The organism is Sphingobium sp. WR1, from assembly GCF_059693745.1.
This window is the reverse complement of sequence record NZ_JCATID010000050.1, coordinates 1-12,422: the sequence shown is the minus strand read 5'-3', so window position 1 is coordinate 12,422 and position 12,422 is coordinate 1. Positions and strand designations below refer to the sequence as shown.

Sequence of the window (12,422 nt, the reverse complement as noted above, 5' to 3'; positions counted from 1 at the left end):
CGGATAAGACTTGCGATGAAGTGCCATCCAAGCCTTTGAATCCATTCGGACTCTCAAGTCCATAACAGCCTCTAGCCAAAGTCCGTCCCCTCAGCCAATCCAATCGTCCTAGCCACTTTCCGTTCAGTGATTAAGCGACACTTTCGATCACTGTGGCAAGCAAAAGCCATTGGAATTACCGCGCGCACAGAACCAGAACGGCTTGGCAACAGGGAGAGTCCTTATGAAACGCTCGAACGCCATTTGCCTCGCGGCGGCGGCATCCGTCATTCCCTTCACATCTGTTGTGGCCCAGACGGTCACGCAGGTTGAGGATCGCATGACCACTGTCGCGGCACCCATGGCCGCTGCTAAGCCGCCAGCCGCCCCGGCTGGTGCACCTGGAACGGTCGAAACGCGCGCCGGTGCCGGAGGCAGCATTGCGCCGCAGATGACCCGCGACAATGGCGCACCGATCGGTTCAAACCGCAACTCGCTCGCCGCCGGAGACACCGGGCCGGTCCTTCTCGAAGACACGACGCTGATCGAAAAGCTGGCACGGTTCGACCGCGAACGCGTGCCGGAACGGGTCGTTCATGCGCGTGGCACTGGCGCGCTGGGCGTCTTCCGCGCGACAGCGGACCTCTCGGCCCTCACCAAGGCGTCGTTGTTCGACCAGCCCGGCAAGGAAACGCCGGTGTTCGTGCGCTTCTCGACCGTAATCCATCCCTCTGGCTCACCCGAAGGAATGCGCGACCCGCACGGCTTCGCGGTCAAGTTTTACACTGACCAAGGCAATTGGGACCTCGTTGGCAACAATCTGCCTATCTTCTTCATCCGAGACGCGATCCAGTTCCCGGACATGATCCATTCGCTCAAACCATCGCCGGTTACGAACAAGCAGGATCCCAATCGTTTCTTCGAATTCTTCTCCGGCACGCCCGAAGCGACCAACATGCTTGTGCACGTTTATTCGAACCTTGGCACGCCAGCTTCGTATCGGACCATGGACGGAAACGGCGTCCATGCCTTCAAACTGGTTGATAAGGACGGCAATGTCACCTTCGCCAAGTTCCGCTGGATCAGCCGGCAGGGTGTCAAGAGCCTGAACGGCGAAGCGGCCGCCAAGGCGCCGCCGAACTACCTGACCGATGACCTGTACGGCACCATCGCGGCGGGCGACTATCCGACTTGGGATCTCATGGTGCAGACGTTGACGGCGGAGGAACTGGGCGCGCTCAACTTCAATGCTTTCGACGACACGAAGGAATGGCTGGACGCGCCCTTCCGCAAGATCGGCGAGATGACACTCAATCAGGTTCCGGAAAACTTCTTCCGCTGGACCGAGCAGTCGGCGTTCGCCCCGGCCAACCTGGTGCCAGGGATCGAAGCCTCGCCCGACCGCATGCTGCAGGGCCGCCTATTCTCCTATTCTGACACACAGCGCTACCGCGTCGGCGCGAATGTGATGGACCTGCCCGTCAATCGCCCTCGCGTCGCGGTCGTGAACAACTACCAGGACGGCCAGCTCGACGGAGCCACCGGCAAGGTCGATGTGAATTATTTCCCCTCGGTTACGCAGGGCAAGGCGATCGATCCCTCGTTCGCGCCCACGCCCTACAAGATCGATGCCATCGTTCGGACTGCGCCGATCTCCAGGACAGAGCCCTTCGATCAGGCTGGTCGGTTCTATCGCGCGCTCAAGCCTGCGGACAAGGCCGATTTGGTCAAGAATCTCGCCGGAGACCTTGGGGTCGTGACGTCGACGCGCACCAAGGTGATCATGGTCAGCTACTTCATGCAAGCTGACAAGGAACTTGGCTCCCGCCTGGCCAAAGCCGTCGGCGTGCCGACGAGCGAGGTTGACCGGGCTGTGGCCGAGTATCAGACGGCCGCGGATGCGCGCTACGCGGGCCAGCAGTAATGCTCGCCCTATTCCTCGCGTCCGCGCTGGCTTCCGCCCCCGCGCAAGCAGAGGCCCTGCCGGCGCCGGAGCGGCGGCAGGAACTGCTTTTTGAAGCGGCGAAGCTGGGCCGCACCGACCTGATCCCGCTGCTGGTGGAGAAAGGCGCCGATGTAAACGCCTATGAATCGCGCGGTTTCACCCCGCTTATATTGGCAGCATATAACGGTCAGGCCGACACAGTAGAGGCATTGCTCAAAGCCGGCGCGGACCCGTGCAAGCCCGACCTTCGGCAAGGCAACACCGCGCAAATGGGCGTCGCCTTCAAGGGCGACGACCTTATCGCGACCCGCCTGCTGGAAGAGAGCTGCGACGTCAATGCTCGAAACAAAGCGGGCCAGACCGCGCTGATGATGGCCTCCTTGTTCGGCCGCTCTGCGCAGGTCAAACTGCTGCTAGCGCATGGTGCGGATGCCGGCCTGATCGATGCATCCGGTCGCTCGGCGGCCTCGGTCGCCAAGGCCCAGGGAAATACCAGCCTGGCAAACGATCTCGCGACGCCCGGACGGCGCTGAGAGGCTGCGGCAAGGTTGAGCACGAACGGTCGAGATCCGGTGCGGAGTTCTGTCAAGCTTCTCGAGAGCTTGTGGGCTGTTGTTTGAGACCCGATGCCGACATCAACGAGTCGAGAAGATCAAAGGCCTTGGAGGTGACGCCATGAATACCGACACTATGGCATCACGATCGAGTACATTCGGGATCGAAGGGCGGGGAATGCGGTACGGAGACGGTCGGCGGAAGCTATCGGCGGCGGATGGCTCTTAATGTCGTTGATCTTGGGTTTTGCATCGTTCGCCATGGTGCCAGCTTTGTTACCATCCTCGGCCTGTTTATGCTGGCTGTTGCGTTCGGAGGAATGACACTGATGCTGGCCTTTCATCCGCGCTGGCTGGGCCCGGTCACTTTGCCGTTCGCGACAAACTCGCGGTGAAATCCGGCGGATCAGGCACTCATACTTGCCGCTTCTCAGCCACCGCTGTTGACCGCACACTTCGCTACGGCAGCTTTCGGATAGATAGCAGCTGATGCGCAATCTAAGTCGAATGGCTTGAATTGGTCGCCTACCGCCGGTGCGCTTTAATGGAAAATGCCGCCAACAAAGCGGTCGTTCGAGCGTCGAGCGGCCGCTCCTGAAAGCTGCCGCTCGTTCATGCCTGCTTTCTAGCTGGTGAATTGGCCAATCAATACTCGTCGTGAAGCTTCACCCAGCACATGGTGCCGTCTGTTTCGTTCCGGCCCTTGGGCGTCAAGTCGAGCCAGTTGAACGCGCCCATCAGTAGCTCGGTGCCGCGATGATAGGTCGAGTAGCTGTGGAAGATGTCGCCGCGCTCGTCTTTTACGAAAACGCTCAGGCCGAACATGTCCGAGGCGCGCTGGATCGTCGTCAGGCCGAAATTGTAGAGCGCACGTCCGGCCTCGCGATCCTCTTGCGTGAACAATACGCCAAAATCGTAGTTGAAGTCGCCTTCGCCCGATGACACCCAGGGGAAGGTCCAGCCCATCCGCGCCTTGACGGCCTGAATCTGCTCGATCGGCGCGCGGGAGATGGCAGCGAAACTGAGATCGGCATGTCCGAAATGCTGCCGGGCCGCGTCGGCATGATCCATGGTGTACGAGCAGCCCGGACAGATGTGATCCGAACCCGGCGTCAGCATGAAGTGATAGATGGCAAGCTGATTGCGGCCGTCGAAAAGGTCGCCCAGGGTGCGCGCACCGTCCGGCCCCTGAAAAACATAGGATTTGTCGATCCGGAACCAGGGCAATTGTCGCCGCTCGATGCGCAATTCGTCGAGCGCGTGGGTCATGGCGCGCTCCTTCTCGAACAGCGCTTTCCGTGCAGTCAGCCATTCATCACGGGATACTGTTTGATGTTGCATCATCATTCTCCTTTGCTGGATATTCAGCCGCGGCCGGCGCGCTTCAGCCAGGGCGGCAAGTGAAAAAGGCTCATAAGAACGTACATCGCGGTCATGCCGTCGATCGGAAGGATGCGGATGCTTCCTGTGCAGAGCGCCAGCGGCGGCGCGTCGACCGCAGTGATCAGCGCCATCAGCGCGAACGTCGGCGACGCCGCTAGACCGAGCCAGGGATGCGTGTCATGTGCCTTGTTTGCGGTGGCCATCATCACCATGCTCCGGTTGTCCTGGGCTCGGTCCGGAACCTAGGGGCAGTGAGGGTCGGGTGAGAGTTACAAGTGTGACGGGATTTCCATGGACTCACTGATCACTGCCGCCGCCCGGTCGCTCGCGAACGGCCATCCGCTCAGTGCCCTGAAGCGCGTTTCACTGCGCGAGGACCCGCCTGCAGTCGCGCTACGCGGCATGGCGATGGCGCAACTCGGGGATCTGGCGAAAGCCAGGCAACTCCTGCGCCGCGCCGCACGCGCCTTCGGTCCGCGTGAACCGATCGCTCGCGCGCGATGCCATGTCGCCGAGGCCGAGATCGCGCTGGTCCTGCGCGACATCGGCGGGCCAATGCGCGACCTCGCGGACGCGCGGGCGGTGTTGGGTCGGCATGGCGACCGCGCCAACGCGGCGCATGCCGGCTATCTCCAGGCGCGCCGGCTCCTCCTGATTGGGCGGCTCGACGAAGCACAGACGAACCTTGAAGCGCTCGACCCCGGTGCGCTCCCCTCCGCTTCGCGTGCAGGTGCGTGGCTGGTCGCCGCCGGTATCGCAATCCGGCGGATCGAGGCCGCGCCTGCCCGAGCCGCGCTCGACAAGGCAGAGCAGGCTGCGAAGCAGACTGGCATCGCCGTCCTGATCGCCGAGGTCGAATGCGCCAAGCGCGCGTTCGAGGCGCCCGCCGCCCGGCTGTTGGCGCAAGGCGAGGAGCGGCTGCTCGGCTTGGACGAGGTCGAGGCGCTGATCGCTTCGGACGCGCTTGTCGTCGATGCTTCGCGGGGTCTCGTCCGTGCGGACACGGAGGTCGTTCCTCTGGGTAGCCGCCCGGTGCTGTTCGCGCTGGTACGCGCGCTCGCCGAGGCATGGCCCGGCGACGTCTCGCGCGAGATCCTGCTCGCGCGCGCCTTCCGCGCGCACCACGTGGACGAATCTCATCGCGCGCGTCTGCGCGTCGAAATCGGCCGGCTGCGGTCCGAATTGGGTGCGCTCGTGGAGATCGTCGCGACCGAGAGCGGCTTCCTGCTTCAGCCCAGCGGTATGCGCCATGTCGCCGTGCTGGTGCCGCCCCAGGAGGACGAGCACGCCGATGTGCTGGCGCTGCTCGCCGACGGGGAGGCCTGGTCCAGCTCGGCGCTGGCGCTAGCACTCGACATCAGTCCGCGCACCGTCCAGCGCGCGCTGGAGGCGCTAGCCACGGCGGGCAAGGCTGACTCCTTCGGCCGGGGCCGCGCCTGCCGCTGGATGGCGCGCCAGGTACCTGGTTTCCCGACAAGCTTGTTACTCCCGGCTCCGCTGCCGGCCGGCTAGGTTCCTCATCATCAAACGGGCGACGATCCGCCTTGTCAGGATAAGGAGTGTGCATTGTGAAACATTCAACAGCCGAGATCCTCCGCGAATACGGGCCCTTTCCCGGTATGGAGGCGGTTCACGGGGTCAGCTACGACGGGGAGCGCGTCTGGTTCGCGACTGGCGATCGGGTGAATGCACTCGATACCGACAGTGGGGCAATCACCGGCGCGATCGAAGTGCCGGCGCATGCGGGCACCGCCTTCGACGGCACCCATCTGTACCAGATCGCCGAGGCGGTGATCCGCAAGATCGACCGCGAAACCGGCGAAGTCGTCGCCACCATTCCAGCGCCCGGCAATGGCGCGGATTCGGGCCTCGCCTGGGCGGAGGGATCGCTTTGGGTGGGCCAGCACCGCGACCGAAAGATCCACCAGATCGATCCGGATACCGGCGCCGTGCTGCGCACCATCGTATCCGATCGTTTCGTCACCGGCGTGAGCTGGGTCGACGGTGAGCTTTGGCACGGCACCTGGGAAGAGGATGCGAGCGACATCCGCCGCATCGATCCGGCGAGCGGGGAGGTGCTTCAACGGCTCGATATGCCTCCCGGCACCGGCGTCTCAGGCATGGAGTCAGACGGCGGCGACCGCTTCTACTGCGGCGGCGGGAGCAGCGGCAACGTTCGGGCGGTGCGGCGGCCGGAGACGGTCAGGTGACGGCTAAACCGATTTTCACGACCTCCGCCATCTATCTGACGGCCGTGGGCTTGGCGCTGATGACCGTTCCGCTGCAGTTCGGCCGTGGAGCGGTCCCGGCGAATGCCGCCCCCGAACTGATCGCCTTGCTGCGGCTGCTGGGCGGGCCGTTCCTCGGGATCGCCGTGCTGAACTGGCTGTCGCGAGACACCGATCCGGCGACGATCCGTCCGATCGTGCTGGCGAACTTGGTCGGCTTCGGCGCCGTCGTCGCCAACGATGCCTGGGGGGTCGCCAGCGGCGATGCGCGGGAGATCGCCAAGATCTTCCTGTTGATCCACGCGCTATTTGCGGCCGCATTCGTGACGCTTGCTTTCGGTCAGCACGCGAAGAGCTAAGCCTCGGCAGCGCGGCAATATGGCCCGGAACGTATCAATCTCGATGGCGACACTCTTCGACGGCATCATCGCGAGAGTAGCCCGTCTTGCGACGAACTCGTCGTCAAATTGGCTCAATACATCTTGGTGGGGATGCGAAACCGCGCGAAGCGCTCAGCGAAACCAACTGTTCCCAATCTGGTTGACCACTAGGATGGACCGCTTGCATCACTGGAGTGCAGCATGAAACAGCCGACGGTACGAGTAATGGACGCAGCCGATGAAGATTCAGCCGTCGCGATAATCGCGCTGGCGTTCGTAGCGGACCCCATGGCGCGATGGACCTGGCCTCACGCGGACCAGTACCTCGAAGCCATCCCGCGAATGGCTCGCGCGTTCGGAGGCAAAGCCTTCTCTAACGGGAGCGCTTTTGGCACCGACGGCTACGCTGGAACTGCGCTGTGGCTGCCGCCTGGAGTACATTCAGACGAGGAAAAGCTTAGCGGTGTGATCGAGAGCACTGTTTCGCCCTCTCTCGCTTCGGAAGCCGCGCCCATATTCGAACAGATGGCAACGTACCACCCACCCGAACCGCATTGGTATTTACCCCTGATCGGCGTCGATCCGGCAAACCAAGGCAAGGGCCACGGCGACGCATTGATGGCATACGCACTCGCGCAATGCGACTGCGATCACGCACCGGCCTATCTGGAATCCTCAAACCCGCGCAACATTCCGTTCTACCAGCGCCACGGCTTCGAACAGCTCGGCGCAATCCAGGTCGGTTCCTCGCCGACGCTTGTGCCGATGCTGCGGTCGCCGCGTTGACCGTTGGAAAAAGGAGTACGGCGCTCCTCGCCGACATTTCGGTCGTTCCACCCACGACCCTGCGTCCTGAAAGCCGCCATTCGTCCATCGCGGCCAAAAGAACGAATGCGCGTACAGACAATTCGGCAACTGCGGTGACGGATCCATTGCAACTATCTCGTGACGCGTTAGATTTGGCGGATGAATCGCGTCGTCGAAGTGGTGGTCAACGATCGGATGCAGCAGGGCTATCGCTACACCCGCTCTGCGCCCATGGGACAGGACTTCGACCCCGACTTTCTCCCGGAACTCACCCCTGCGGACATGCTGAGCCTGGGCGTTTTTTGCGGAAAGTACATGACGGACTGCGGAGCCGAATTTCCCGCGAGCTGGTTCGAAAACGCCAAGATGGCTCCTCATCGCTCGGATTGTTCATTGAACTACTTCGGGGTGCGTGCGAGTGTTCCGCTCCGCGTCTGGATCGAGAAGGGCTGGATATATCCGGACGATCCGCGCGGATGGTTTCAATGGTACTGCCGATATTACTCCGGACGAAGGCTACCCGAAGAGGATCGCCGCCAGATCGCGCGCTGGAGAGCCTTCAAGCGCCATGCTGCACAAATTGTGAAACATTGTAGTCCGGGTGATCCATTTTGCCGGCCCAAGCAAAGGCAAGCCCTGCTTCAGTGGGCCTATGACAGTCGACTTCTCTAGATTCTCAGGCCTCCTTCCAGTCCCCTTCGCTGCGTAGCGTCAACCGGCAGGTTTCCGTATCAGCTTACTCACTGCGGATGGGGCCGACATTCTGCCCGGCATTCAGTTCCTGCTATCCAGCGCACTTGGGCAAGGCACGCGCGCCGATCTTTATCTTCCCATCGCCGACGAAAAGCCGATCGCAGAATGCGATGGCGCTGTCCCGAGGGTGCCTTCCATGACATATCCGCGGGCGATCCTTCTCGTCGATGATGAGGACATCGTTCGCCTCGGAACCGCGGAGATGATACGGGATCTCGGCCACACGGTTTTCGAGGCAAGCGGCGGACCCGAAGCGCTCGCCAAACTGTCCAAGAAGGCGGGACCACCTCACTTCGCCGGCTCAAAACCGATCATATCGACTTGTACCAGCTTCACAATTTCGACCGCTTCACCCAGCCGGAGGAGTTTCTCGGCGCGCTCGACGACGCGGTGCGCCAGGGCAAGATCCGGTATATCGGCTGCTCCAATCATGCCGCATGGCAGATCGTCAAAGCGCTCGGCGTGTCGGAGCGGCTGAACCTGGCGCGCTATGTCTCCGTTCAGGCCTATTTCTCGTTGGCGGGGCGCGATGTCGAGCGCGAGATCATCCCCGCAGCGGTCGACCAGGGGCTTGGCGTGCTGTGCTGGAGTCCACTGGCCGGAGGCTTGCTTTCAGGCAAGTTCGATCGTCACGGTGCCACGGAAAAGGGTTCGCGACGCGATATGCGCGGCGCGGCCGCCCAATTCCCTCCGGTCGATGAGGAGATGGCATTTGCGATCGTCGATGTGCTGCGCGCAATTGCCGGTCGCATCGACACCAGTCCCTCCCAGGTCGCATTGGCCTGGCTGCTTGCGCAGCCCGGCGTTACCAGTGTCATAACCGGCGTGAAGCGTCTGGAGCAAATGCAGGATAATCTTGGCGCTGCCGACCTGACGCTGTCGGCGGAGGATCTCGCCGCGCTGGATGCCGTCAGCCTCACCCCTCCAAACTATCCTGGATGGATCCAAAGCTATCGTGCGAGCGCGCGGGTGCCTTCGGGCTATCCCTTCCCCTGGCCAAGCTGGGGGCCGTGACAGGTGTCAGGCTTCCGGCCTGCGGGAAGCAGCCCAGGTTTGCAGTTCGCGCAGTGCCGGAAGGAGAGCGCGCCCATCGTCCGTGAGCGCGTATTCCACCTTGGGCGGCACCACGGGATGCACGGTGCGCGAGACAATCGCATTGCTTTCAAGATCACGAAGCTGCTGGATCAGCATCTTTTGCGAGATGCCGGGAATGAGCCGCTGCAACTCGGAAAATCGCAGCATAGGGGCAGAGAACAGGCGGAAGATGATGAGCACCTTCCAGCGCCCTTCAAGGATGCGGACGGCGCTTTCGAGCTGCTCGGAAGAGCAAGGAGGCACTTCGGGCGCGGCGCAATCGATCGATGCAGTTACCATTTGGTTGGTATTATACTTTTTTGTCGGTTCTTGCGATATGTAAACCACCGTCGATATTCCGCCCGGAGCCAATCTTCGGAGAAATTGAATGTCTTCCTCCCTCAATGAACTTTTCCGACCGATCGACCTCGGCAGAGGCAGGCAACTCCAGAACCGCATGGTCATGGTCGGCATGACCCGTACGCGCGCCGAAAGCGACGGAACGCCAAATGACCTGATGGCGGAATATTATGCGCAGCGCGCTGATGCCGGGCTCATCATCACGGAATCGACCTCAGTTAGCGCGGTAGGCCGATCGTTCCTCACCAGCCCGGCCATGCATACGACCGAGCAGGCCATCGGCTGGAAGAAAGTCGTAGATGGCGTGCATGCGCGTGGAGGACGGATCGTTCTCCAACTCAACCACGTCGGTCGTGTGAACAATCTTCAGTATCTAGCTCGACCCGTTCCGCCCGTTGGTCCTTCCGCGATCGCAGTACCCGACGCTTCCCGGCAGATCGTCATCAATATCCCTCGGGTGACCCCCTATGTCACGCCCCGTGCATTGGAGACCGACGAGGTTCCGCTCATCACGGCAGAGTTCGCTCATGCCACGCGGCTTGCCGTCTTCGCGGGCTTCGATGGCGTCGAGATTCACGCCGATTCCGGCTATCTGATCCACCAGTTCCTATCGACCAACGCCAACAAGCGCACCGATCGCTATGGTGGCTCGGTGGAAAATCGCGCGCGTCTGGCGTTGGAAGTGCTCGATGCCGTGATCGCCGTAAACGGCCCGGAATATGTGGCGATGAAGCTGACACCCGGCTGGACCAATAACGAGATCGAGGAGGAGAACGCCGAGGCAACCTATCGGTATCTTCTGAACGAGATCGCCGAGCGCGGGGAGTTGATGTTCCTCCACTTCCATTTCCCGGACCTCGCGGATTCAGCGTTGTTCAAGTCGCTGCGTCCGCTGGTGCGTCCCCCTCTTTTGGTCGATGGTAGCCTTTCACCCGACAGCTACGCTCAGATGATTGCGGCAGGGCAAGCCGACATGGCGGGCTTTGGCCGGGCCTTTATCGCCAATCCCGATCTGCCGGCGCGTATGCAGGCCGGCATCGCCTTGGCCGAAGTTGATTATTCGACCCTCTATCTCGGTGGAGCACAAGGGTACACGACATACGGGCCTCAAGCAGTACGCCCTTCCTCACANGCGCGTATGCAGGCCGGCATCGCCTTGGCCGAAGTTGATTATTCGACCCTCTATCTCGGTGGAGCACAAGGGTACACGACATACGGGCCTCAAGCAGTACGCCCTTCCTCACAAAAACACTGAAAAACGTCCGAACCGAGATGAGCCTGACCGTCCTCGCCTATAATATGAAGCGGATGATCCAGATCTTCGGAACCCGGCCAATCATCCAGATGATCCAGGCCTCATCATCGCCTGCCCGCGCATATCGCCTCTTGCCAAACCTACGCGTTTTTCCACAGCCTCGGTCGAAAGAGCGAGGTATCGCTGACGCATCATGTCAAAGCGTGGCGTGCCGCGGGATGCGGCACGCCACAAACGTTAATGTTGTGTGGGAGGGGAACCGATCGGGATTTTGCGACCCTGATCCGCTGCGCCGGATTTCGGGATGCGCACCGTCAGCACGCCGTCCCGAAACTCAGCTTCGCAATGTTCCTCGTCCGCGCCCATGGGCAGGGCGACGGATCGTTCGAAGCGTCCGTAGAACCGCTCTGACCAACCCTGGTCCTTGTCTTCATGCTCGCTCTTCTTCTCGCCTTTGACCGTAAGCATCCCGTTGTAGACGGAAAGTTCGACATCCTTGTCGTTCATGCCGGGAAGCTCAGCGGTGACTGTCACCTGGTTTTCACTGTCCTTGACCTCTAGGCTGGGCCAGCCCGGCCCGCCGCTTGCGGGACCACCGCCGCCGAGCATGGGGGTGCGGAAGAAGTCATCGAAAAGCCTGTCCATCTCCCGACGCAGCTGAGTGAAGGGGATCAATTCCCGATCCTGGTGCATCGCAGGCGCCGTGTTCTCCTGCCGGCGCCATGGAACCAAATCACGCATAGCCATGATTCATCTCCTTGGTTTGCTGGCATCAATCGCCATAAATTCAGTGATGATGGGTCATTGTCTTGTTTCGGCCTGATCGCTGTCATCCTCCGTGATCGCTGGCGTGGCCTGCGACTGAGCGGCGCCGTTCACCGAGCTGATCGCGATCTTGCGAGGTTTCATTGCCTCTGGGATTTCGCGCATGAGCTCGATCGAAAGCACGCCATCCTGTAGGTCCGCGCGCCGCACCTGGACGTGATCGGCGAGCCCGAAGCGTCGCTCGAAGTCGGGCACTGCGATACCGCGGTAAAGCAGTTGACCCTCGGCGCCTTCGCCCTTGCAGCCAGTCACGACAAGCATGTTCTGCTGCGCCGAGATTTCAATCTCATCCTGTCGGAAGCCCGCCACCGCCAAGTCGATGCGGTAGCGACCGTCGCCTTCCCTGATGATGTTGAAGGGCGGATAGGCCTCGCCGACATTCGCGGTCAGCCCGCCCTCAAGTAGGTCGAACAACCTGTCGAACCCAACGGTTGACATTCGAAACGGAGTAAAATCGAAGTTGGTCCTCATATCCAAGTCCTCCATTGAGCAACCAGTCTATGAAGATGCGTCCGAGAGAGCGGACGCTCTCCATACCGGACCCCGCCGGCATCCGGCAGCAATTTATCTGGTAAGGTCCAACGCGTTTTCAAGGCCCTCTGATATGCTGGGATGCTCAATTTTTAGCCACCGGGCGCACCAGCATCGGCAGGAAGGATGGCAAGCGGGGCGCTGGAATAAGACGCCGCCCCGCCTGCTCTTTATTCTGGGCAAACCTCAGCCGGTCCCCGTCGACGTGAGATCGCAAGCCCAGCTATCGATCTGCTGCTCGACCTTCCATTCGCACACTGGTCAGGTCTTTCTCGAAAGAAGCGAGGATCAAGGATCGACTGGCGCGACCATTCCTAGATAGCCGAAAACGGCCCGCTCCACTCGATA

At 61.5% G+C, this 12,422-nt stretch carries 14 protein-coding genes and 1 pseudogene; 10 read left to right on the top strand and 5 right to left on the bottom strand.

Annotated features, from left to right (window positions below; all coding sequences use genetic code 11):
* The first annotated feature begins 223 nt into the window (after positions 1-223).
* From AC58EF_RS27710 to AC58EF_RS27700, 3 genes are all read left to right on the top strand, one after another.
* Positions 224-1,903, top strand: coding sequence for a catalase (locus AC58EF_RS27710; RefSeq protein ID WP_497279589.1), 1,680 nt, complete (start codon positions 224-226; stop codon positions 1,901-1,903).
* Positions 1,903-2,457 carry an ankyrin repeat domain-containing protein gene (locus AC58EF_RS27705; protein ID WP_497279588.1) on the top strand — a complete coding sequence of 185 codons (555 nt, stop codon included), beginning with the start codon at positions 1,903-1,905 and terminating at the stop codon, positions 2,455-2,457. Before AC58EF_RS27710 ends, AC58EF_RS27705 begins: the two co-directional genes overlap by 1 nt.
* Before the next feature lie 239 nt (positions 2,458-2,696).
* Positions 2,697-2,873, top strand: a complete 177-nt coding sequence (locus AC58EF_RS27700) for a hypothetical protein (RefSeq protein ID WP_497279587.1) — start codon at positions 2,697-2,699, stop codon at positions 2,871-2,873.
* Between the two features lie 250 nt (positions 2,874-3,123).
* Here the strand turns inward: AC58EF_RS27700 and AC58EF_RS27695 are convergent, their stop codons facing one another.
* Positions 3,124-3,819 carry a DUF899 domain-containing protein gene (locus tag AC58EF_RS27695; RefSeq protein WP_497279586.1) on the bottom strand — a complete coding sequence of 232 codons (696 nt, stop codon included), beginning with the start codon at positions 3,817-3,819 and terminating at the stop codon, positions 3,124-3,126.
* Positions 3,820-3,842: 23 nt separating this feature from the next.
* Positions 3,843-4,073, bottom strand: a complete 231-nt coding sequence (locus AC58EF_RS27690; RefSeq protein WP_497279585.1) for a hypothetical protein — start codon at positions 4,071-4,073, stop codon at positions 3,843-3,845.
* Positions 4,074-4,152: 79 nt separating this feature from the next.
* On the opposite strand from AC58EF_RS27690, the gene AC58EF_RS27685 reads away from it, so the two are divergent.
* The 6 genes and pseudogenes from AC58EF_RS27685 to AC58EF_RS27660 form a co-directional block, all read left to right on the top strand.
* Positions 4,153-5,373, top strand: a complete 1,221-nt coding sequence (locus tag AC58EF_RS27685) for a helix-turn-helix domain-containing protein (protein WP_497279584.1) — start codon at positions 4,153-4,155, stop codon at positions 5,371-5,373.
* Between the two features lie 56 nt (positions 5,374-5,429).
* A complete protein-coding gene (locus AC58EF_RS27680; RefSeq protein ID WP_497279583.1) occupies positions 5,430-6,071 on the top strand; it encodes a Vgb family protein in 642 nt (213 codons plus the stop codon).
* Between the two features lie 50 nt (positions 6,072-6,121).
* Positions 6,122-6,448, top strand: a complete 327-nt coding sequence (locus tag AC58EF_RS27675; RefSeq protein WP_497279582.1) for a hypothetical protein — start codon at positions 6,122-6,124, stop codon at positions 6,446-6,448.
* A gap of 222 nt (positions 6,449-6,670) precedes the next feature.
* Positions 6,671-7,255 (top strand): GNAT family N-acetyltransferase, encoded by a 585-nt coding sequence (locus AC58EF_RS27670; RefSeq protein ID WP_497279581.1) that lies wholly within the window; start codon positions 6,671-6,673, stop codon positions 7,253-7,255.
* 180 nt (positions 7,256-7,435) lie between these two features.
* Entirely contained in the window at positions 7,436-7,948 is a 513-nt protein-coding gene (locus tag AC58EF_RS27665; RefSeq protein WP_497279580.1) for a hypothetical protein, read from the top strand.
* A gap of 342 nt (positions 7,949-8,290) precedes the next feature.
* Positions 8,291-9,043: pseudogene (locus AC58EF_RS27660) on the top strand (aldo/keto reductase); the annotation flags it as partial.
* 6 nt (positions 9,044-9,049) lie between these two features.
* Here the strand turns inward: AC58EF_RS27660 and AC58EF_RS27655 are convergent.
* Entirely contained in the window at positions 9,050-9,403 is a 354-nt protein-coding gene (locus AC58EF_RS27655; protein WP_497279579.1) for a winged helix-turn-helix transcriptional regulator, read from the bottom strand.
* An 88-nt stretch (positions 9,404-9,491) separates the two neighbouring features.
* On the opposite strand from AC58EF_RS27655, the gene AC58EF_RS27650 reads away from it, so the two are divergent.
* Positions 9,492-10,718, top strand: a complete 1,227-nt coding sequence (locus AC58EF_RS27650) for an alkene reductase (RefSeq protein WP_497279578.1) — start codon at positions 9,492-9,494, stop codon at positions 10,716-10,718.
* Positions 10,719-10,955: 237 nt separating this feature from the next.
* On the opposite strand, the gene AC58EF_RS27645 is transcribed toward AC58EF_RS27650, so the two are convergent.
* Both AC58EF_RS27645 and AC58EF_RS27640 read right to left on the bottom strand, forming a co-directional pair.
* Complete coding sequence (locus tag AC58EF_RS27645; RefSeq protein WP_497279577.1) at positions 10,956-11,465, bottom strand: Hsp20/alpha crystallin family protein; 510 nt, start codon at positions 11,463-11,465, stop codon at positions 10,956-10,958.
* Positions 11,466-11,519: 54 nt separating this feature from the next.
* Positions 11,520-12,014, bottom strand: coding sequence for an Hsp20 family protein (locus tag AC58EF_RS27640; protein WP_497279576.1), 495 nt, complete (start codon positions 12,012-12,014; stop codon positions 11,520-11,522).
* Positions 12,015-12,422: the final 408 nt, after the last annotated feature.

Bases quoted from the DNA above. Each gene is read 5' to 3' on its own strand.
- AC58EF_RS27710 (WP_497279589.1), top strand. From the start codon at position 224: ATGAAACGCTCGAACGCCATTTGCCTCGCGGCGGCGGCATCCGTCATT.
- AC58EF_RS27705 (WP_497279588.1), top strand. From the start codon at position 1,903: ATGCTCGCCCTATTCCTCGCGTCCGCGCTGGCTTCCGCCCCCGCGCAA.
- AC58EF_RS27700 (WP_497279587.1), top strand. From the start codon at position 2,697: ATGGCTCTTAATGTCGTTGATCTTGGGTTTTGCATCGTTCGCCATGGT.
- AC58EF_RS27695 (WP_497279586.1), bottom strand. From the start codon at position 3,819: ATGCAACATCAAACAGTATCCCGTGATGAATGGCTGACTGCACGGAAA.
- AC58EF_RS27690 (WP_497279585.1), bottom strand. From the start codon at position 4,073: ATGGTGATGATGGCCACCGCAAACAAGGCACATGACACGCATCCCTGG.
- AC58EF_RS27685 (WP_497279584.1), top strand. From the start codon at position 4,153: ATGGACTCACTGATCACTGCCGCCGCCCGGTCGCTCGCGAACGGCCAT.
- AC58EF_RS27670 (WP_497279581.1), top strand. From the start codon at position 6,671: ATGAAACAGCCGACGGTACGAGTAATGGACGCAGCCGATGAAGATTCA.
- AC58EF_RS27665 (WP_497279580.1), top strand. From the start codon at position 7,436: ATGAATCGCGTCGTCGAAGTGGTGGTCAACGATCGGATGCAGCAGGGC.
- AC58EF_RS27655 (WP_497279579.1), bottom strand. From the start codon at position 9,403: ATGGTAACTGCATCGATCGATTGCGCCGCGCCCGAAGTGCCTCCTTGC.
- AC58EF_RS27645 (WP_497279577.1), bottom strand. From the start codon at position 11,465: ATGGCTATGCGTGATTTGGTTCCATGGCGCCGGCAGGAGAACACGGCG.
- AC58EF_RS27640 (WP_497279576.1), bottom strand. From the start codon at position 12,014: ATGAGGACCAACTTCGATTTTACTCCGTTTCGAATGTCAACCGTTGGG.